Below are 18,891 nucleotides of genomic sequence, written 5' to 3'. Positions count from 1 at the left end.
ATTATTCCAACTAACAGTGATGAAGTCATTGTTAGCGTTACTACCACCAGGCTTAAAGTAAAAAAAGGAATGAAAAAGACATTTGAGTCAACGCTCAAATGCCTTTTTTTATGGATTATGCTTTAGTAGCTAATTCCACTAAACGTTGTGCAGAAGCTTTTACTTCTTCTAAACCTGTAGCAATGATTTCTTGTGCTTTATCAGGCATTGCATTGTGACCTTCGATGATAACTTCGTCGACAATTTTCATGCCAAAAATGCCACCAAATACATTACGCATATAATTTACAGCCATTTCCATCGGAGCAGCTTCCGGTGTTGAATAAATGCCGCCACGAGCGTTTAGGAAAATTGCTTTCTTGTCTGTCATTAATTGAACCATGTTTCCTTCTGCATCATATTTAAATGCAAATCCTGCCGCAAAGACATAATCGATGAACGTATGCAATTTAGCTGGGATCGTTAAATTCCATAATGGGAATGCGAATACCACTACATCTGCAGCTGTAATTGCGTCCATTGCTTTTTGTTTGGCAGCCAATAGGCGTGATTCAACATCAGTTAATTCTCCGCCAGTTTGAACTTTACCAAAAGCGTTGAATAGTTCTTGACCGAAGTATGGCGTATCTTCTTCATACACATCATACGTTGTTACATTTACGTCTTTACCTTCTAAGGAAGCCATAAAGGTTTCGTACATTTTGCTTGAAATTCCTTCTGTTGCTGGACGGTTGTTTGCTTTCACTACTAATACATTCATTTATATATTCTCCTCAATTATCCTATATTTAATTATATGGAAATAATATATCTTTATATCAAGATAATTATATTTTGGACCATTTACTGTGTTCTGTCAATAATAAGCGATTTATATTTTATACTTTTAATCTAAATAGAATAATACTTACTTGTTAAATGGTCCATTTCTGTCAATCACCACATCCATTGATTCAACCAAATGAAACCGCTCTGCCTGTTTGGCACAGCGGCTCTTGCTCTAATCCTGACTCGGACCCGGGTTGCTTCTTTTACGTCTTTCGGCAGAATATTCTTTACCATGTGCCTCATGTTCGGCAATGATGGCTTCTTCTGGAATATGGTTGTTCTTCTTTGGTGAACTGATGCGATTGCGGTGTTTTTTACCCATGCTAATTCCCCCCTTTTACAAAAAGGATAAGCATAGTTTGTCCTTGGAAGAGGAAAACATGTACATGGCAGGAATCCCCCATTCAATGTCGAATGGATATAAAAATGGTTGGAGGATGATACAAATGTTTCCGGTACTCGAGACAGACAGGCTAATTTTAAGGGAAATTGTCGAAAGTGATAGCGAAGAAATCTTCCGTTGCTTTTCAAATGATGAGCTTACACGGTTTTATGGACAGGATTCATTCGAAAGTTTAGAACAGGCGAGAGGCATTATCGAAAGCTTCGCCCAGAATTATAGGGAAAAACGGGCCATACGCTGGGGAATCGAAAGAAAGGGAACACCTGGACTGATTGGAACGATTGGCTTTCATGCTTATATGCCCAAAAATAAAAGAGCGGAGATTGGCTATGAGATTCACCCGGATCACTGGCATAAAGGGTATATGACGGAGGCGGTCCAAAGGGTAACGGCCTTCGGTTTCGATGATCTCGATCTTTCCAGAATTGGTGCGGTTGTGTTCGTAGAAAATGAACCATCCAGTGCATTATTAAAAAAATCTGGATTTGCCGAGGAGGGGATCCTTAGAAAATATATGTATCAAAATGGGGTCCCGCATGATACGTATATGTACTCTCTGATCAAGTAACAGAGAATGAAGAGTAAATGAAGAGACTGCCACATAATGGACAGTCTCTTTTTTGTAGTATTCTATAGAGAAATAAAAAAAATAAAGTCATCCTGGATGACTTCATTGTAGGCGATCAAACGTTTAGATAATCTTGAAGGGCCTTTTGCAGCGTTCCTTTCGTTTCTGCTTTATTCTCAAAGCAAACGCCAGCTCTTACCATTTTCGTGACGATTTCAGGTCGTAGGCCAGTAATGACCGCTTTGCAACCCATCATGGCCGTCCCATCTAAAATATTCATTAACTTTCTAAGGACCGTAATCTCCGTATCGATGATTCCCGATAAATCCAAGATCAAGGTTTGAATCCGGAGTCTACCTATTTCTATCAATACTTTTTCCTCGATGATATCCATGCGTGAATCATCCATCTCCCCGATTAAAGGCAGGATGCAAATGGACGGGGTAATCGGAATGATGGGAACAGATAAATTCTCCACCAAATTCTGTTGCGATAGGATCAACCGGTCCTTATAATCCGAATAACTAATAAAGAAGGCTTTAAGAAATTGGTCGACCTGCTCATTCACTTTCCTCTCTAAATCGAAAAACACTTTCACATCGTTACATGCTTCTTGTATTTGTTCGTATTCATACAGGAATTTCCAAAGCGTCCTGCGAATCGCTTGAACCCATTCCAATTTGAATGAAAGTGTCAAGGAGTGAGTTGCCCATGCTTCTCCCTCTTGTTCAGCAAATGCTATGATGGCTTCCTCATTTTGTTCCACAATGAACTGAACCAGCTTATGAGCATTATTCAGAAGATCGACATTACCTATCAGTAGGATTTCCTCAATCTTCTCCCTGACATTGACGGCCTCTTCCAATATTCGATATTCAAACTCTTCCTTTTTATTTAGGAGAAACTCAATTATTTTGTCTTCTTCATTAGTGGAAAAACTCATCATGTTCACTCCTTTATCAACACATCCGTACTTTTAAGATTCTCTACGACAGGATAAATGTCCTGCATTAGAGAAGAATTAGGCCATCAAAAAGCACTGAATAGATGAGTAAATCAAAGGATGACGAGAAATTCATCATTGTCGTTAGAATGACGACATAAAAAAGATAAGCATAACTTTTCAGCTATGCTTATCTTTCATTATTAATCAGATATTTCTTCTTCTTCATTTTCATTCCGGTAGATTTCCGAAATGCCATTCATCCCGTTCAAAAGCTGTTCTGTCGTATAGTCCGGCCCGCCGACTAAATTATCCTCACGTTTTTGCTTCTCATCTTTTTTCAAGTTTGATTGATCCATGTGATAATCACCTCCATGATATAGGTTGTCTTATCCTGGAAGGATTATACATGGAACACCTTTCATCCGCACATAAAAAAACCTCCTCAATGGAAGGCTAACTGACTCTTTTTTATGATATCGGTGCTGCCTTAACAGCTTTCACTTCGTATAATCCGCCTTCTGAACTCACTACATAATCGGGCTTTGGCTTGCCAAGATTGGCTTTATGTCCAGCAATATGGGCTTCACTCTTCTCCCACTGCTTCCAGTATGCCTCTGATTCCCAGCGAATCATAATGACCACTTCCTCATCGCCACGGCGCACCTTTTTGACCAATACACTTAGGTCAACGAATCCTTCTTGCTTTTCAATCAAACCTTCTCTACTGAATCTTTGTACAACTTGATCTGCATGGCCTTCTGTAACCACGGTCTTTTTCATTTGAACAAACATCACGCTTATCTCCCATCCATTTCTTTCTATACAATCCATTTAATCAATAATGATTCTCATTGTCAAAGAAATGTCTCTTTGAGTTTTCCATGTTTTCAAGGGATTCCCGAAATCTCGACACAATTCCTTACTCTTACTCTTTTTTTGTCCAATTATTTTGCACGTATTTAAAGTACTTTTTTGGGCTAAAAACACATAAAAAAAAAGGCCAATCTCTCAACATGAAAATTCAGAAATTGGACTTTAATTATTACTTCGATATAGCGTCCGATTTCTAAATGTACTTTTTAAGACCCACAACAAGTCAGATTAAATTCAAAAGTGAAATGGACTTATTTGTTTGAAAATAAAGGCAAGAACAAATGAAAAGACAACAGATATCACGATTTGTTTAGGTTTCTTGTAAAAAACTACGCATAAAACAACAAACATAATTAATTCTTCAATATGGTTCAAGTACATATAAAACATACCCATTCCTAATGAAAGACTTAACATTAATCCCATAGGTAACGCTGGTAAGATAAAGGCTGAACGCCAGCTATTTCTAGACCACCATACAATAGCCGCAAAAAAAGGAGAAGCTAATGCTACACAGCCCCAAAATATAAAATATCTTGTTGGGAAAAACCCAAATAAATATGCCGAATACATATAATAGCTTACTAGCATTCCTATAAAGAAAATGAACGTATTAACGCCTGCCCTGATTAGAGTTTTACTATTTGCTGCTATAAATGTTGCAATCAATACCCAAATACCCAATCTTGAAAATAATTGACCAAAGTATTGAAGGATATTCATCCACCAATTATTATCTACAACGCCAATGTTATCTAAATACTTGGACGCTATACCAAGCACAATACCCAAGAACATATAGGCGACAAAGTCAGGCATCTTGTTTTTTAAATTTGCCACCGCAATACCCCCAAGTTCGTTTTTTAATGGCGACCGTTAATCACGTATTTTCCCCATTATTCAAATTACCAATTGAATCTTTCATTTCATTTGTATATTTTTTAAACTTCAATGGCTCATTATAATCTTCGGAATTAACGGGTAAATCTTGTAGAAATGTTTTTCTGGGATACCGCATAAGAAGTAATACCCAGCGACTGCTCAGCTATAATCGTCTAAAATGATTGTTAACCTAGGTCTTTCTGGTTTTCCTTTGTTATTTAAAACGATAATGTCTAAAGGGGTATGGTCAGCTTGCCATATTACCATTTTACGTATTCCTTTATCTAAAAAGCCACCACTGTACTATGGTCACATTCCATTTATAACCACTCAAAAACACCGTTCAGAGTAGATCGTTGAAAAAAATAAGCCTTCTTCAACCAATTCAATTTCAATCATCGATTACGTTTCACAAAAAATATCAGTAATACCACACCTATAATAATGATTGAAGGATATATTACTTCGGCAGTATCTCCTAATGAATTTTGAAAATATGGAAAAAGTATAGTTACTATGCCTAGTAATATAATGATAATTCCTGCTCTTTTTGCTAATTTATCTTTATTACCGAAAAAGCTGGATTCATTGTAACCAGCGATTAAAAAAAGCATTTTTTTAAACCAAATCAAACATCCAGAAATAACGATGATTAGTCCAATGACCATGCTCCAAATATACGCAGAATCCATATAAAAAACCTCCCTAATCCATTTTATATACATATATTACCATATATAAAGGGTGTTTTTTTATTAGGATATGAATGATTATCGTAATTTTAAGAATTACTTCCCAATAATGAACGATTTACAAATAAAAGAAAGTAGACAGACTTCCTTCCAATTGAGGAGCCAATCGTAAATTTAGTGATTAGAGCATAAAAGAAGGCTCTCGAGACCTTCTCGACAGCCTTTAGTGATATCATGACTTCATTGTTTGCTTGTTTGTTTTTCTTTACTCCCACCAATGCTTCTGTTCACTGAACCTAACGTCCCATAGTTTCGCGTTCCCAGAAACAGTAATCGTCATTTCATTTACATTAATATATAGCTCGTTCGGATCAGGACTGAACACCTTAAACAATGGCTCATTTATTTCAAATGCCTCTTTACTCCATGTTTCATCTGGGTGAATTATTACATTTCCATCTACCTCTATCGACACTTTCCCCTTGGCATCACCAGAGTCTGGAATACCAAAATAAGCATAGAGCGTTACATCTTTCTTGTTTTCCAAGTTATACGTGTATGATTTGGTTTTGCCATCTTCACTGGTATACACGTTCAGTTTGGGTGTTATGTTCTCCCCTCCTACCGTGAAACTTGGGAGATTTTCAGTCATAGGCATGATTCCATTCAATTCCTTCACATCGTGTAAGGCTTGAATCGGACTTTCCCTTTTCGCCACAACATAATCAACCGTTTCCGAGATCATGATGACGCCAACTAGAAGAACAACAATAGAAAGGGCAGAAGCAATAAGCTTTTTAAGAGATAATTTTGAAGAAAATCCAACTTTATAAGCGATAAATCCAATTGCAGCGCCTAGTGTATTTACAAACACATCTTCTAAGTCAAAACTACCCAAATGGGTTAAAGCCTGGATTGTTTCAAGAAAGAGGATAGACAAGACAAACAAAGAAATGAATTTCCTGAAACTCACACGATACAACAGAGGAATCAGGATTCCATAAGGGATAAACGTAGCAATATTTCCGAAACTGTATATCCAACCAAAATCTAGTCTAGGGAAAGAAAGTGGACCTCCTTCTGGAACGAAAATAAATGTGTAACCATTTCTACTAGATAATGAAAAATGTTCTAATCGACCAAATGCAAGATAGAGAAAATAGAAAACTAAAAGGGTATAAATAATAGTTCCAACTAAGATGCGTTTCCTTAATTTTATATCCATAATGACCCCTTATATTAATTATACATTTTTGTATGATTTTACTATAAACGATGCACAAATTCTATATTATTATTATTCTTTTCTTACCTCCATTGTTGAGTTATTTTCAATTTCCCATAGAGTAGTAGGTTATTATGGTAGACCCTCGCCTTAAAAAGCAAACAAAACCACATCCTGCGTGTTAAAGAGGGCAAAACGCAAAAAATCCGCGACATGTAATATCGTGAATTACTTCCAGGCGGGTCCATGAGTACGCTAAAACGTTCAGAGCGCCTGTTTTTAGTTCATTCTGGAGGAAGTTTATAAATAACATTCCCTTCACCATCTAAAAATTCCATTCTTGGTATATCGAAAGAGTCGACTACCATACGTATTCTGTCATTTCCTTTACTATCCATTAATTTCACTGCTACTTCACCATTTGGGCTTTTCCCCATATAGCCTCTTTGTACATTCCCTTTCCATAGCTCGTTTAATTCATTTTCTTCCACGTTGGGATCTAATTTAGAGTTCTTTATTTCTTGTTCTTTTTTTAGAACCTGTGAGAGTGGTGTGTTTGGTCTATCAAAAAGATAGAATCCATATTCATCTTCTGAATACTTCATTTGTACAACTTGATCTTGTTTATATTGATCAAAAGTGAGTGAAGCTCCTGCAGTTACTTTTCCATTCTCATCAATATCGTTCCCATATATTAACCCTCCACACTCATCCCCTTCTTTGTTGTAGAACATTAATCCTGCTATCGGATCGTTTTGTCTATGGCCGGGAAGAATGTCTATACCATCCATAAATGCTGGAGGAATGTTTTCGTTGTTAAATAAAGACATTCTAATGGTCCCATTTTCATCAACAATATTTAGTTTTTCAAGCTCTAAGATTTTAGTCGTTTCAGCCTTCAAATCAGACACAAGTCGCATCTCCTTTTTCATAAATAATATTTACTATTTCGACATTTCTCTATATTAATCCTGTGTTTTCAACAAAATATCCTTATTAGTACTATAAAACTAAAAAAGGAATAATGTTTATTCTTTAAAAAATCTATTAAGTTGCAATAACAACATATTTCAGGAAATACCTCAAAATTCAATGAAATTCAATTTTTGAAAAGGAGAACCTATGAATAAAAGTTTTTTCATCACTATTTTTGTTGTCTATTAATGAGTAAAAACCGTTCAGGTGAACGAATGGTTTTACTTTTTTCCTGAGGATAAACGATCATCAACCTCTTCTTTTTCTAAAAACAAGAAGAATATCAATAAACCATTTATCACCCAAATCGTTACAATCGGGATGATTTCATCCATAAAAAAGGTCAATATAATGGCTATTCCTATCATGAAAATGGAAGACAATATCTTCTGTAGCATTCGATCACCCCGGGTTTCTAAAAAACCGAAACCCCAGAGGATTTCGGTTTTTTTCTATTAGTTCGTAATATCCTTTTTTTGAAAGAAGAAGAAGGTTAGCGCTAGGAATAGTAAGTAATAGACGGCTAGCACACCTATGGAAAAACCTAGGGATGCCCCTTCGAACATGTTCACCGTTTCAGAGATATATCCTCTTAAATCAAGATGTGGGAACAGGACAAACTTTAACCACTCATTTTTGTCTATAAATGATTGAATGATTGCAGTCAAAGTAGAAGAAGCAAATAAAATGAAGATGGAAATTCCCACTGCAAGTGCTTGGCTTTTGAACAATGTGCTTAACATGAAAGCGATGGATGTGATTACCAAGAATCCTGGAATCCAATAGACCATCATATTCACAACATATTTGCCAACTAAAACAGGAGCGAATCCAAGAGAAGTAGGATCCGTGATTTTATCTGAATAGGAACCACTTCCAAAGAATAAAAGACCGATTAGATAACTGAATACGAGTAGAATCACCAGTAATAATGCCGCAAATAATAGGGAAGTGATGTATTTGGAAAGCAGGATCTTCCAACGTTTATACGGCCTAATCAACAACTGCTTAATTGTTCCATCCGAAAACTCGGAAGACACCAAGGAACTACAAACAATGACGACAAATAAAGTAATGAAGGAAGTAATGGATGTCGTCCATTCCGACATATACGTCCAGCTGGTTTGAAGATCTGGGTTTATGTTTTCCTTGAGAAGTTGTTCGTTGACTTCCATTCGTTCCTTGAAGAATTCCTTGTCATCGTCATCAAATTCCGGACTTTTCATTTGTTTTTCCTGCTCTTTTATATCTGCACGCACATCTTGCTTCCAGTCTGCATCTTTATCGACTGGATTCATTTTATATTCAATAAACGCCGAACCAATTACCATTAATAAAAGGAAACCTATAAACACATAGCTCGATTTCTTTTGAAAAATTTTCATCCATTCATTTCTTATCAAGGACCTCATACCGTTTCCCTCATTCCCTGCTCAGTTATTTCAAAGAACTTATCTTCAAGTGATTTTCTAGTAATCACGATTTCATATACATCTAGCTCATTCTTTATGAAACTACTATTTATACTGGCAGTCTGTTTCCGTGTCGCCGATACAGAAATGGCATCCGCACTATGCTTGATCACCTGAAGACTAGGAAACTTTTCTAGCAGAATCGTTTTTGCCCGCTCCCCGTCGCTAACCGTAAAGGCCACTTCATGAATATCCTCTTGTTTTTCTTCTGTTCTTTTTTCTTCCGTATGTATGAGTTTTCCCTTTTCAATAATGGCAAATGTGTCACACATCAATTGCATTTCTGAGAGGAGATGCGAAGATATTAAAACGCCCACACCTTCACTCGCCAACATCTTCAAGTGATCACGGAATTCACGTATCCCTTGTGGATCTAATCCATTCGTTGGTTCATCAAAGATCAATAAAGCTGGTTTATGTAAGATAGCCTGTGCGACACCCAGACGCTGACGCATGCCCAAAGAATATGTTTTAACCTTTTTATCAATCGCCTCTTCTAATTTTACAATTTTGATCACTTCTTCAATCCGCTCAGGGGAAATCTTATGCTTGGACATTTGCGCATAATGCATGATGTTTTTTCTACCAGTCATATATTTATAGAATTCTGGATTTTCGACAATCGCGCCAAGTTGGGTCATAGCACTTTCAAAATCTTTATCAAGGTCATATCCATTAATCATCACACTGCCGCCCGAACGATTAATCAGACCGGTAATCATCCGGATGATCGTGGTTTTCCCCGCTCCATTCGGACCAAGCAAACCGAATATTTCCTTGCTTTTAATCTCGAAGCTCACATCATCTACAATGACGCTCTTCCCAATTTTTTTCTTTAAGGATTGGACCTTAAGAATGGTTTCTGACATAATATACCTACCTTTTTTTTATTGACCTATAAGTCCACAGGTATAAACGTATCATAATATCCACTTTTTTTCCAGATGATTAGGTTCATAAGCCTGTCAGTGTATGATTCTATTTTATTATTGGCTTTGTTATAAAGAATAAAAAGACCTTCCTGATCAGAGAAGGCCTAATGCTTTAGTATAGCGCCATTCAATATTTCTTGATAAAGAATGTGCCAGTTATGATAATACGTGCCAACATCGTTAGGATTTACAAACATGCGTCGAGCAGATTCGTATTTACCTTCGAATGGGAACAGTTTAGTTATATTCATTTTGAAGAATACTTGAAATCCAGTTTTAGGATATGGACTACTTTCTGTCCAAAATGCATTTTCACTATGGTCAACGATTATGTGTCCTAACAACTTACATTCTCCATCAACATAGCCCTCTTCCAGTGCTTCCCGTTTAAAGCAAACCTCTGGAGTTTCCCCAGGTTCAATGTGTCCTCCTGGAATATCTTATCCTCTATGGTTTAAATCCACCAGTAATATTTTATCCTCATGAAAACAAAATCCGTGTACACTTGTGATTAAATTTAATGGGGGAAGCAGATCATTTTTTTTCCAAGTCAACTTAACTCTTGATTCTCCCCAATTCACAAAAGTAGTAGTCATTTTTCCCTCTCCAATATAGCAGCTCTGTCTAACAATATGATTTTGCTAGGGCCCCTTACACCTTCAATTCCTTGCTTTTATCGATAATGCGAATCGGGTTCCCTGATTTGTCTTGAAAGATGGCGAACCTTCCTGGTGGGATATCACAAGGTCCTTCACAAACTCCAATGTGCTGTTTTCTTCATAATATCGGTCAACACTGTCCACGATAAAGACACCACCGGGAGGAAACCCATCCCCGTCATCTTCAAGCATCAACTGTACATCGCTACCCGGCAGTTTCAACGCAACCGTATGATCCCCTTCTTGCCAAGCTTCTTCAAAACCCAATACCTCACGATAATAGCGGACAGAACCTTTTAAATATTTGACTGGATGGCACAAAAAAGCTAATTTCATCTTCTCGCCTCCCACACATTTTTTATTCACTACGCCCTTTATTTCTTCCTGACGATGACAATCGATTGGTTTAATTTTTCTAATTCATCAAGGAATTTATCACGATTATCCGGGGATATAAGCACCATTTTGCCAGTCCCATATATAATCTCTAACCGGTCGAGTGAAAGTGCTGGAGATGATAGGGGATTAAAGGTTCTTTTTATCGATTTGATTTCATACACCGGAATGGTTTTATGGATGAACGCCGACCGGACAACCAAGCTATTATTCTCGATTACATAATAGGTCGTAAACCATATCCACAGTATTAAACCGGCAACCGGTACGCCTATATAGAGGCTTGTAAGATCTTGATCCATGAACAACGGGATGAAGACTGCGATGACGATCCCTAAGAAAACAGGATAGGTCCACCAGTCTTTCTTCGATTGAAATTTCATTTAAATGCTCCTTTTACTCGTTATAGAATGCTCAAACAAACCATTCCAAGCTTCCCCCTTCAGCAGGTTGGCTATATAGACGATTTGTCCGATATGATACGAATAGTGATACATTTGCCTTTCAAGGGCTTCAATCAGGGTCTGGGCTTCTTTTCTAATCAATATTTCTCGAAGCAGATGTTCCTTCTTTATGGCATGCAGTGAATAAAGGAGCACGTTCCATCCCTTTTCCCAAACCTCGACTAACTCTTTACGGCTAGTAATGACAGGCTCGATTTCTGAATCTCGATTCCTGGACTTTTTCTCCCCATCCGTATGTAAAAAGTCCGTCCACCGAGACACCATATTCTCACTCATATGCTTCACGATGCTGGCAATGCATTCGGATTGCCCATTCGGAGACCAAAATAGCATGTCCTCACTAAGCTGCCCCATCGCCTTATCTGCCGTATGTTTCATATCCTTAAACCGCATTTTAAACACCCTTATATATTCAGAAGAAATATCGTTTGCCATCGTATCATCCCCTTTGTATTTATTTCTCTATTAAGAGGACATTTCCTTCTCTCCACCACAGACAAGTTTTTTCAAGGCCGAATGGATCTAGGAGTAAAAATTGGAAAGGCATCAAATAATAACTCAGTATTTCATTATAAATAAAGGAGATGTTTTTTATTAGAAACCTAATTCTGAAGGCAGCACTATTGTTTATGTCATTCACCTTACTTTTTTCACCCCTGCATCCGGAGGCGAAAGGAAAATCCGATCCACCAAGACCATGTATGGATGAAGCGTCTGTCCAACTGCAAAGTGCGTTTCGGAAACTCTGGATTGATCATACCATCTGGACCAAAAGCTATATTGTAAGTGCCATCTCAGATCTGGATGACCAAGAAAAAGTATTAACCCGGTTATTAAAAAACCAAGATGATATCGGAAATGCCATTAAACCCTTTTATGGGGAAGATGCCGGTAACAAACTGGCACAACTGCTAAGGGAGCACATTCAACTTGCTGGAAAAGTGGTCGAGGCAGCAAAAAGCGGAAACCAAGCTACCTACAAGAAATACAATGCGGAATGGTATAAAAACGCGGATGATATCGCCCTTTTTCTCAGTAAAGCCAATCCGAACTGGAGCCAGGAAGAATTGAAGGACCTGTTATATACACATCTGCAATTGTTGACGGACCAAGTAAGTGCCCGACTTAAAAAGGATACAGAGGCTGAAATTATCGCATTTGATAAAGGGGAAGACCATATCATTAAGCTGGCGGATGTTTTAACCAAAGGAATTATCAAGCAGTTTCCCAAGAAGTTTTAAGTAATACCTATCTTGGACAAAATCTAGCAATGAAGTAGCGTTCTTCTATAAAAGAATGCTACTTTTTTTCTGTATGTTTTTATATAATGGAAATTACTAACAACGAAAGAGGTGTTATATGGAAAAACCATTCGAAAATTTCCCTACATTAGAAACGGAACGACTAATTTTGAGAAAAGTAACGTGGGATGATGTTGAGGATATACATGCTTATAGTTCTATTGAAGAAGTCACGAAATACGTCACGTGGGAAACCCATAAAACACTAGAAGATACTAAAGAGTTTATTAAATTTGCTTTCACCCAATACGAGAATAAACACATCGCTCCGTGGGGAATTCAGTATAAAGAAAACGGAAAGATTATCGGTACCATTGACTTTGTCTCTCACCACGGAGGGCATCGTGTAGCTGAAATCGGATATGTACTTTCCCAAGACTATTGGGGGAAAGGCATCATGACAGAAGCCGCCAATGAAGTGATTGCATTCGGCTTCGACCGAATGGATGTCGTTCGGATTCAAGCCAGATGTTTTGTAGACAATATAGGGTCATCACGCGTAATGGAGAAAATAGGCATGTCCTTTGAAGGAACCATGAGAAACATGATGTTCGTAAAAGGGAAACATCAAGATCTCAACATGTACTCCATCCTGAAAGAAGAGTTCGCCTCCCTTCATAAATCCAGGATTGAAAAGGCAAATCATATATAAGCAGTAATCTATATGGGAATACACCTCCCCTTCAAAAGCAAGTGCTACATAAATGAGCTTGGGTATCTCCAAGCTCATTCATGTATGCTTAAGCATTAGGATATCTCCGGTAGTCTAAATGAACAAATTAACCCTTTTCAAAATTCTCCATTTTGATATTCAGATCTTCGGTTTTAATAATTATCATAAATTTTAGTTTTTTAATATATCCGTTTTCACTTAAACTCAAACTATTCCCATCACTAAAAAAGAATACATATTTCGAAAATTCATCATCATTTCCTTTATAATAATTAATCTTTTTCACATCATCCCATGAATAAGAATACTCTTTCAGAGATAATAGAGTAGAATATGATATTGAATCTTCTGATAAGGATTTATAAGATTGAGAACCTAAATAAAAGAAAGTTAAACTTAGTCCAACAAAAAAAATAGATAGAATTATAGAAACTTTTTTAATATCTAAAAAAAAGAGAAGCAGAGCAGCGAATACTAAGAAAGTTAAACCAATGCCGTATCCAACAAAACTTACTCCTGGTACATAGACTTGCCAAATATCTGTTTTATAATGAAATGCATCTGCTATTGCTTGAGGAAAAATTAATAAAAATATTGGTGATATAACTGCTATTAAGAGGCCAATTACTAGAAAAAAATATCTAGGCTCATACTTTTTTTTCACGTATTCACCCGCCTTATATAAGGAATTAATTTTTTATTTGTTTTGTTATTCACCAAGTTTCTTCTTCATTAATAAATAAGTATATTTTTCAATTGCATTTTTTATTCTTTATTTAGGGTTTTAGTAAAAAAATGATTCATTTTTCAAAAAAAAGAATCTTAATGAAAGTTCAACTATAATATGATATTGCTTCTATACTTAAGAAAACTGCGTCTTACTAATTCGAGAACTGTGCCTTTAATGGAATAACATAATCGTCCTTTATCTAGTTTAAATAAAAAACACACGTACGATTACAATTAATGTAATCGATAACGTGTGTTTTTTTAAAATTTTTTCACTGAACTGTTCACGATCAATCGGCTGTTCATGCCCCTAGGCTATGTCTGCTGGGGCACAACAACAAACTCAATTGCTTGGAACTAACGCCAACCATCTCTTATTCTCTTGATTATTGGTTTTTACTCCTACATCTAATTGTTTTCATTTGTTTTCATTTCTATTTTTAATTAAGGGCTATGGAAATTGACCGTATTGCCGTCACGATCAAACCATCCTCTAAACGCCCAGTTAATATATCCTCCATCGCCTTCGTTAACAAATGTTCCATTTTCAAATACCCAGACTCCGAATGTAACACCATCGTAATCTACCGTATCGAAGTATTGTATACCTTGTAAGCCGTTTGAATTGTATCCTTGACTCAAGTTCATCACCATTACATTATATGACTGACCTGCTTCAAAGAACGTTTTTTCCATTGCACCCTTGACAAAGCCGCTTCGATTGTCAGCCGTTTTCTTAGCATCAGCGATGGCTTGTCCAATAGCAACAGGATCAATAGTTATTTCTCCACCAACCTCTGCCGCTTCTGCTGCTTCTGTTATTCCAGTAGACCCTCCAAAAGTCGGTAGAGCCAATGGCATCGCTAACATAGATAATCCCAATGCAGAACTTACAACAACTTGTTTTGCGCTTTTCATTTGATCTCCTCCTTTAGTTGTCTATACTCTCTTATTACCGTAATTCTACAAAAATAAACATTATTCTGAATATTTTTTAAAATAAAAAATATTATGTGCTATTATTCAGAAGAATGTCACCCCTCCTATCCTAAGCCTGATAGACTGTTTGGGACTTCTACATTCAATTTTATATAATCAGAGGTCAAACTGTATCTCGATTAAACATAAGCAAATAAGTCTTAAAAGTGGGAAGTTAATCCCCACTTTTAAGACTTTGTTCCAGTCGTAATGAACCTATAAAGAAACTGATTCAGTAGATTTCAAGAATTGAAGAAGTTCTGCATTGAACTCCTCAGCATGCGTCACATTAAATCCATGTGGGCCCCCTTTAATTACTACAAGACGACTATTAGGAATACGTTCATGTGCTTTTTGCCCACTAATTTCTAATGGGACGATGGCATCTGCATCACCGTGAATAACTAGTGTAGGTACGTTAAATTTATCTAAATCTGCTCGGAAATCTGTTTTACTGAATGCTGCGATACAATCATGCGTTCCCTTTGTTGAAGCAAATGCTGCAATGTCACGATTGTATAATCGGAATTCTTCACTTACTAGATCTGTTCTATCCCCAGAAGCGAAGAAATTAGTTGTAAAATTATCTAAGAATGCAATTCGATCTGCCTTTACTCCCTCTTGTAATCCTTTGATTGTTTCATCATCAAATCCACCATCTGGATTATCCTCAGTTTTGTAAAGGTAAGGAGGTACAGCCCCTGCCAATACAGCTCTAGATACACGCTCTGTTCCGTAAGTTCCAATGTAACGAGAAACCTCGCCACCACCCATTGAGAAGCCTACTAATGTTACATCATGAAGATCCAAATGCTCTAAAACTTTATTTAAGTCTGCTGCAAATGTGTCATATTCATACCCATTCCATGGCTGTGAAGATTGACCGAATCCACGACGATCATACGTGATAACACGGTAACCTGCCTCGACTAATACAGGCACTTGTTTTTCCCAAGATCTTCCGCTTAGTGGCCACCCATGAATTAATACGACCGGTTTTCCAGATCCTACATCCTCCATGTGAAGCTCGATTGGTGCACCATTTTCGATTCCTACTGTAAGTTTACTCATTTTCAATTCCTCCCACTTTCGATTTTTTATTAAACTTTATTTCCTTAAATTATGTTTTGCAAAATTATATTTTGCAAAACATTTATTATAGGATTATCTTATCTTCTTTCCTAAATATTGTCAACAACTATATTTTGCAAAATACTTTTTTTTAGGGGGGGCGTATGCTACGCTATTGAAACAATGATCAATGGGAGTGTAACCATGGAAAATGAGCAAAATCTTAATCTAGAGAATCACCTATGCTTCTCTTTGTATGCCTGTTCAAGAGCGATTTTACGCCTTTATCGCCCTTACCTAGATGAACTTCAGCTCACTTATCCTCAGTATCTAGTCTTAGTTACATTGTGGGAAAAACCACAAAGAACCATTAAAGATCTAGGGAAAGTACTTAATCTAGATACAGGCACACTGACACCTCTACTCAAACGAATGGAAGCAGCAGGTCTTATCGAGCGTAACCGTGACACGATAGATGAACGTATCGTGAACATCCGTATTACTCAAGCAGGCAAAGCCCTACAGAAAAAAGCATCTTGTGTTCCCCAATCCCTATTCGATGCTACTGGTATAAGTAAACAGGAACTCAATGAAATAAACGAAACAATACTACGCCTGTTACATCAGCTGAATGCAACAGATGAGAAATAGATTAATAAAAAAAATTCACTCTATTATGAGAGTGAATTTTTTTATTAATCGAACCTGACTAACCAATATTTTATTGAATTGAATTACCAGTTTGTTTAAGTATCTGACTTATATGCGATGGCAAAATATATAGGAAATCTTTTAATGAATTCCTCTAACTTAACTTAGCAAAAGCTACTAAAGAACCCTTATCACAAGATTCAAAACGATTCTTTTCATAAAAATGTCTTACATCTGGTGCTTCTTCAGTTAAAAGGACGATTTGACGAACATCCCTATACTTTTCAAGAGTTTGTTGCATAAGTAGAGTAGCAATTCCTTGATTTTGATAATCATTTAATACAAGTATATCTTGAATATAAATAATTGTTAATCCATCACCAACAATACGAATGAGCCCAACTAATTCTTCTCCGTTCCATGCAGATATAACTTCTAAGGACTGTAATAGTGCTTTTTGTAGAACATCTAAATCTTGTGTATATGCATACCACTGTACATCATTGTATAGTCTTTCTAATTGTTCTCTATTTATGTTTTTACTATTATTAAAGTTTATCGTCATTTAATTTTCCTCCTCAATATTTTACTTTGAAGAGATATTACGTAATTTATCCACTGTCTTATGCCTCCTTTTGTTTATCCAAAAATCTAAATTTCTTTTTTTAGTTTACAGTATTATCCTAATATTTTTCCACCCATAAACAAGTTCATTGAGTTTCTTCCCAGAAATGTTAACCTCAATGGTGTCTATTTTTTTACCATCAAGAGACTCATAAAAAAGACGAGAACTATTATCTTCCAGCACTAAAACTATCATTGAAAAAAGGTTTTTGTGTTGTAGTTCTTTAATGATTGGTTTAACTAACAATTTTCCTAACCCATTTCCTTGATACTCTTTTAAAATATAAATAGCATATAATTCACCAGTGTAATCAGGGTATTTACTCGATCTTTCTTTACCACCAGATGAAAAACCGACAATTTTCCCTTCCTCGTTTTCTGCTACGAATACATCGCTATTAGTCATGTTCTCTTTCCATAACTGCTCTCGTCCTTCATAACTTAATTGATTTAAGTATTCTACTGGAATGATGTTCGCATATGTAGTTTTCCAACTATCAACGTGTACTTTTGCTATACCTTCAGCATCAGCCAACGTTGCCTTTCTGATTATCATATTGGTTTCCCCTTTCAATCTTTCCCATATATATTAATATTCGGTTACGAACAAGAAAATCCTTGTTCAACTAACCTACCCGGATAGTTAAACAAGGATTTTTTCACTTGAATTTGAATGCTTGATTATCTTAAAAAAGAATCTTTTAGTTCCATTATTAGTTATTTTCTGCGTGGAATGATAAAAGAGCTTCTGCCGTAATGCCCTTTGGATATTCTTGTTCCCAAACTGTTTTCTCTGTATACGCTTCATACCACATATCAGCAATCACATCTGGGTCATTAACTTTGCCCGTACCTGGTTCGGAAATGAACAAGGCTAATGAACGGTGACCTACGAAAATCCCCTTGTCTTGTAATTCTGTGTGCAAGTTTGCTACATAGTTACGTAGCCCTGCAATCCCCACACCGATGTTTCCCATCATAGCCATTGGGTGTAGCGCTGAGAAGCCTGTTGTGAATAATAATGCGCCATTTTTTCTAGCCATCATATCTGGTAACACAGCATTTACGATATTGATTGAGCTTGCTGCATAGCCTTCGAATGCATCTCTTGCATTTTCAATCGTTAATTCTAACACTGAGGTCGGAGGATAGTTACCTGGTACGGGACTCACTTCTACCACATCAATTTGACCGTACTTTTCCTTAATTGCGGCAATAGCTGTTTCGATTTGCTCTTTACTGTAAATATCAGCTGTGAAATAAGAAGATTCAATATCCATAGCTGTTAATTCATCAACCATTTCTTGAAGTTTCACTGCGTTACGAGCTACCAATGCAACTTGAAAGCCTTCCTTACCGAAACGTTTTGCTAATGATAAACCTAACCCTTTACCTGCTCCAATAATCGCTAATGTTTTCATTGATTTCTCTCCTTATTGTGGATACTTTAATTCAATTGATTCTTATCATCTTATAACGTAGAATTAATGTACTCAATGGTCAATATTCATCAATCTGATAGATAATAGTCACAATGGTGATAATTGAC

At 36.6% G+C, this 18,891-nt stretch carries 25 protein-coding genes and 1 pseudogene; 4 read left to right on the top strand and 22 right to left on the bottom strand.

What is annotated here, in order from left to right; all coding sequences use genetic code 11:
* Nucleotides 1-115: 115 nt before the first annotated feature.
* A complete protein-coding gene (locus ACQKL5_RS13775; protein ID WP_427609448.1) occupies nt 116-760 on the bottom strand; it encodes an FMN-dependent NADH-azoreductase in 645 nt (214 codons plus the stop codon).
* A gap of 240 nt (nt 761-1,000) precedes the next feature.
* A complete protein-coding gene (locus ACQKL5_RS13770) occupies nt 1,001-1,150 on the bottom strand; it encodes a hypothetical protein (protein ID WP_427609447.1) in 150 nt (49 codons plus the stop codon).
* A gap of 124 nt (nt 1,151-1,274) precedes the next feature.
* On the opposite strand from ACQKL5_RS13770, the gene ACQKL5_RS13765 reads away from it, so the two are divergent.
* Complete coding sequence (locus tag ACQKL5_RS13765) at nt 1,275-1,799, top strand: GNAT family N-acetyltransferase (RefSeq protein WP_427609502.1); 525 nt, start codon at nt 1,275-1,277, stop codon at nt 1,797-1,799.
* Nucleotides 1,800-1,914: 115 nt separating this feature from the next.
* Here ACQKL5_RS13765 and ACQKL5_RS13760 read toward each other — a convergent pair whose 3' ends face one another.
* The 14 genes and pseudogenes from ACQKL5_RS13760 to ACQKL5_RS13695 all read right to left on the bottom strand — a co-directional run bounded on the left by ACQKL5_RS13760 (nt 1,915) and on the right by ACQKL5_RS13695 (nt 11,750).
* On the bottom strand, nt 1,915-2,742 hold the full coding sequence (locus ACQKL5_RS13760; RefSeq protein WP_427609446.1) for an STAS domain-containing protein: 828 nt from the start codon (nt 2,740-2,742) through the stop codon (nt 1,915-1,917).
* 203 nt (nt 2,743-2,945) lie between these two features.
* Nucleotides 2,946-3,101 carry a hypothetical protein gene (locus tag ACQKL5_RS13755; protein ID WP_427609445.1) on the bottom strand — a complete coding sequence of 52 codons (156 nt, stop codon included), beginning with the start codon at nt 3,099-3,101 and terminating at the stop codon, nt 2,946-2,948.
* A gap of 112 nt (nt 3,102-3,213) precedes the next feature.
* Nucleotides 3,214-3,537 (bottom strand): antibiotic biosynthesis monooxygenase, encoded by a 324-nt coding sequence (locus tag ACQKL5_RS13750; RefSeq protein WP_427609444.1) that lies wholly within the window; start codon nt 3,535-3,537, stop codon nt 3,214-3,216.
* A gap of 315 nt (nt 3,538-3,852) precedes the next feature.
* The gene (locus tag ACQKL5_RS13745) at nt 3,853-4,458 is read right to left on the bottom strand and encodes a hypothetical protein (protein WP_427609443.1); all 606 of its coding nucleotides are present in this window, start codon (nt 4,456-4,458) and stop codon (nt 3,853-3,855) included.
* 437 nt (nt 4,459-4,895) lie between these two features.
* Nucleotides 4,896-5,192 (bottom strand): DUF3784 domain-containing protein, encoded by a 297-nt coding sequence (locus tag ACQKL5_RS13740; RefSeq protein ID WP_427609442.1) that lies wholly within the window; start codon nt 5,190-5,192, stop codon nt 4,896-4,898.
* 265 nt (nt 5,193-5,457) lie between these two features.
* Complete coding sequence (locus ACQKL5_RS13735; RefSeq protein WP_427609441.1) at nt 5,458-6,417, bottom strand: VanZ family protein; 960 nt, start codon at nt 6,415-6,417, stop codon at nt 5,458-5,460.
* Between the two features lie 284 nt (nt 6,418-6,701).
* A complete protein-coding gene (locus ACQKL5_RS13730) occupies nt 6,702-7,328 on the bottom strand; it encodes a hypothetical protein (RefSeq protein ID WP_427609440.1) in 627 nt (208 codons plus the stop codon).
* Between the two features lie 285 nt (nt 7,329-7,613).
* Entirely contained in the window at nt 7,614-7,790 is a 177-nt protein-coding gene (locus tag ACQKL5_RS13725) for a hypothetical protein (RefSeq protein ID WP_427609439.1), read from the bottom strand.
* 57 nt (nt 7,791-7,847) lie between these two features.
* The gene (locus ACQKL5_RS13720; protein WP_427609438.1) at nt 7,848-8,804 is read right to left on the bottom strand and encodes an ABC transporter permease; all 957 of its coding nucleotides are present in this window, start codon (nt 8,802-8,804) and stop codon (nt 7,848-7,850) included.
* Entirely contained in the window at nt 8,801-9,733 is a 933-nt protein-coding gene (locus ACQKL5_RS13715; RefSeq protein WP_427609437.1) for an ABC transporter ATP-binding protein, read from the bottom strand. Before ACQKL5_RS13715 ends, ACQKL5_RS13720 begins: the two co-directional genes overlap by 4 nt.
* 167 nt (nt 9,734-9,900) lie before the next feature.
* Nucleotides 9,901-10,392 (bottom strand): annotated as a pseudogene (locus tag ACQKL5_RS13710) (NUDIX hydrolase).
* A gap of 63 nt (nt 10,393-10,455) precedes the next feature.
* Nucleotides 10,456-10,791: a VOC family protein gene (locus ACQKL5_RS13705; protein WP_427609436.1), complete on the bottom strand. Its 336-nt coding sequence runs from the start codon at nt 10,789-10,791 to the stop codon at nt 10,456-10,458.
* A gap of 38 nt (nt 10,792-10,829) precedes the next feature.
* Entirely contained in the window at nt 10,830-11,234 is a 405-nt protein-coding gene (locus ACQKL5_RS13700; RefSeq protein WP_427609435.1) for a PH domain-containing protein, read from the bottom strand.
* Nucleotides 11,235-11,750, bottom strand: coding sequence for a DUF1572 family protein (locus ACQKL5_RS13695; protein ID WP_427609434.1), 516 nt, complete (start codon nt 11,748-11,750; stop codon nt 11,235-11,237).
* 158 nt (nt 11,751-11,908) lie between these two features.
* Between ACQKL5_RS13695 and ACQKL5_RS13690 the strand changes: the two genes are divergently transcribed.
* Nucleotides 11,909-12,556 carry a glycosyltransferase gene (locus ACQKL5_RS13690; RefSeq protein WP_427609501.1) on the top strand — a complete coding sequence of 216 codons (648 nt, stop codon included), beginning with the start codon at nt 11,909-11,911 and terminating at the stop codon, nt 12,554-12,556.
* A gap of 118 nt (nt 12,557-12,674) precedes the next feature.
* Complete coding sequence (locus tag ACQKL5_RS13685) at nt 12,675-13,268, top strand: GNAT family N-acetyltransferase (RefSeq protein ID WP_427609433.1); 594 nt, start codon at nt 12,675-12,677, stop codon at nt 13,266-13,268.
* Nucleotides 13,269-13,395: 127 nt separating this feature from the next.
* Here the strand turns inward: ACQKL5_RS13685 and ACQKL5_RS13680 are convergent, their stop codons facing one another.
* The 3 genes from ACQKL5_RS13680 to ACQKL5_RS13670 form a co-directional block, all read right to left on the bottom strand.
* Nucleotides 13,396-13,953 (bottom strand): hypothetical protein, encoded by a 558-nt coding sequence (locus ACQKL5_RS13680; RefSeq protein WP_427609432.1) that lies wholly within the window; start codon nt 13,951-13,953, stop codon nt 13,396-13,398.
* 509 nt (nt 13,954-14,462) lie between these two features.
* The gene (locus ACQKL5_RS13675) at nt 14,463-14,936 is read right to left on the bottom strand and encodes a stress protein (protein ID WP_427609431.1); all 474 of its coding nucleotides are present in this window, start codon (nt 14,934-14,936) and stop codon (nt 14,463-14,465) included.
* 276 nt (nt 14,937-15,212) lie between these two features.
* The gene (locus ACQKL5_RS13670) at nt 15,213-16,067 is read right to left on the bottom strand and encodes an alpha/beta fold hydrolase (RefSeq protein ID WP_427609430.1); all 855 of its coding nucleotides are present in this window, start codon (nt 16,065-16,067) and stop codon (nt 15,213-15,215) included.
* A 183-nt stretch (nt 16,068-16,250) separates the two neighbouring features.
* Between ACQKL5_RS13670 and ACQKL5_RS13665 the strand changes: the two genes are divergently transcribed.
* Nucleotides 16,251-16,718, top strand: coding sequence for a MarR family winged helix-turn-helix transcriptional regulator (locus ACQKL5_RS13665; RefSeq protein WP_427609429.1), 468 nt, complete (start codon nt 16,251-16,253; stop codon nt 16,716-16,718).
* Nucleotides 16,719-16,872: 154 nt separating this feature from the next.
* Here the strand turns inward: ACQKL5_RS13665 and ACQKL5_RS13660 are convergent, their stop codons facing one another.
* The 3 genes from ACQKL5_RS13660 to ACQKL5_RS13650 all read right to left on the bottom strand — a co-directional run bounded on the left by ACQKL5_RS13660 (nt 16,873) and on the right by ACQKL5_RS13650 (nt 18,763).
* Complete coding sequence (locus tag ACQKL5_RS13660; RefSeq protein WP_427609428.1) at nt 16,873-17,283, bottom strand: GNAT family N-acetyltransferase; 411 nt, start codon at nt 17,281-17,283, stop codon at nt 16,873-16,875.
* A gap of 105 nt (nt 17,284-17,388) precedes the next feature.
* Nucleotides 17,389-17,898 (bottom strand): N-acetyltransferase family protein, encoded by a 510-nt coding sequence (locus ACQKL5_RS13655; RefSeq protein WP_427609427.1) that lies wholly within the window; start codon nt 17,896-17,898, stop codon nt 17,389-17,391.
* A 157-nt stretch (nt 17,899-18,055) separates the two neighbouring features.
* A complete protein-coding gene (locus ACQKL5_RS13650) occupies nt 18,056-18,763 on the bottom strand; it encodes an SDR family NAD(P)-dependent oxidoreductase (protein WP_427609426.1) in 708 nt (235 codons plus the stop codon).
* Between the last annotated feature and the right edge of the window lie 128 nt (nt 18,764-18,891).

The organism is Peribacillus sp. NPDC097675, from assembly GCF_050277655.1.
Classification (GTDB): Bacteria; Bacillota; Bacilli; order Bacillales; family DSM-1321; genus Peribacillus.
The sequence above is the reverse complement of the archived record's forward strand: the minus strand, read 5'-3'. Positions and strand labels throughout refer to the sequence as shown.

What these genes read in the sequence shown, in the direction of transcription:
- ACQKL5_RS13725 (WP_427609439.1), bottom strand. Translation starts at nt 7,790, where the DNA reads ATGCTACAGAAGATATTGTCTTCCATTTTCATGATAGGAATAGCCATT.
- ACQKL5_RS13715 (WP_427609437.1), bottom strand. Translation starts at nt 9,733, where the DNA reads ATGTCAGAAACCATTCTTAAGGTCCAATCCTTAAAGAAAAAAATTGGG.
- ACQKL5_RS13685 (WP_427609433.1), top strand. Translation starts at nt 12,675, where the DNA reads ATGGAAAAACCATTCGAAAATTTCCCTACATTAGAAACGGAACGACTA.
- ACQKL5_RS13670 (WP_427609430.1), bottom strand. Translation starts at nt 16,067, where the DNA reads ATGAGTAAACTTACAGTAGGAATCGAAAATGGTGCACCAATCGAGCTT.
- ACQKL5_RS13750 (WP_427609444.1), bottom strand. Translation starts at nt 3,537, where the DNA reads ATGTTTGTTCAAATGAAAAAGACCGTGGTTACAGAAGGCCATGCAGAT.
- ACQKL5_RS13675 (WP_427609431.1), bottom strand. Translation starts at nt 14,936, where the DNA reads ATGAAAAGCGCAAAACAAGTTGTTGTAAGTTCTGCATTGGGATTATCT.
- ACQKL5_RS13665 (WP_427609429.1), top strand. Translation starts at nt 16,251, where the DNA reads ATGATCAATGGGAGTGTAACCATGGAAAATGAGCAAAATCTTAATCTA.
- ACQKL5_RS13655 (WP_427609427.1), bottom strand. Translation starts at nt 17,898, where the DNA reads ATGATAATCAGAAAGGCAACGTTGGCTGATGCTGAAGGTATAGCAAAA.
- ACQKL5_RS13720 (WP_427609438.1), bottom strand. Translation starts at nt 8,804, where the DNA reads ATGAGGTCCTTGATAAGAAATGAATGGATGAAAATTTTTCAAAAGAAA.
- ACQKL5_RS13660 (WP_427609428.1), bottom strand. Translation starts at nt 17,283, where the DNA reads ATGACGATAAACTTTAATAATAGTAAAAACATAAATAGAGAACAATTA.
- ACQKL5_RS13770 (WP_427609447.1), bottom strand. Translation starts at nt 1,150, where the DNA reads ATGGGTAAAAAACACCGCAATCGCATCAGTTCACCAAAGAAGAACAAC.
- ACQKL5_RS13735 (WP_427609441.1), bottom strand. Translation starts at nt 6,417, where the DNA reads ATGGATATAAAATTAAGGAAACGCATCTTAGTTGGAACTATTATTTAT.
- ACQKL5_RS13650 (WP_427609426.1), bottom strand. Translation starts at nt 18,763, where the DNA reads ATGAAAACATTAGCGATTATTGGAGCAGGTAAAGGGTTAGGTTTATCA.
- ACQKL5_RS13760 (WP_427609446.1), bottom strand. Translation starts at nt 2,742, where the DNA reads ATGAGTTTTTCCACTAATGAAGAAGACAAAATAATTGAGTTTCTCCTA.
- ACQKL5_RS13705 (WP_427609436.1), bottom strand. Translation starts at nt 10,791, where the DNA reads ATGAAATTAGCTTTTTTGTGCCATCCAGTCAAATATTTAAAAGGTTCT.
- ACQKL5_RS13755 (WP_427609445.1), bottom strand. Translation starts at nt 3,101, where the DNA reads ATGGATCAATCAAACTTGAAAAAAGATGAGAAGCAAAAACGTGAGGAT.
- ACQKL5_RS13695 (WP_427609434.1), bottom strand. Translation starts at nt 11,750, where the DNA reads ATGGCAAACGATATTTCTTCTGAATATATAAGGGTGTTTAAAATGCGG.
- ACQKL5_RS13740 (WP_427609442.1), bottom strand. Translation starts at nt 5,192, where the DNA reads ATGGATTCTGCGTATATTTGGAGCATGGTCATTGGACTAATCATCGTT.
- ACQKL5_RS13700 (WP_427609435.1), bottom strand. Translation starts at nt 11,234, where the DNA reads ATGAAATTTCAATCGAAGAAAGACTGGTGGACCTATCCTGTTTTCTTA.
- ACQKL5_RS13765 (WP_427609502.1), top strand. Translation starts at nt 1,275, where the DNA reads ATGTTTCCGGTACTCGAGACAGACAGGCTAATTTTAAGGGAAATTGTC.
- ACQKL5_RS13775 (WP_427609448.1), bottom strand. Translation starts at nt 760, where the DNA reads ATGAATGTATTAGTAGTGAAAGCAAACAACCGTCCAGCAACAGAAGGA.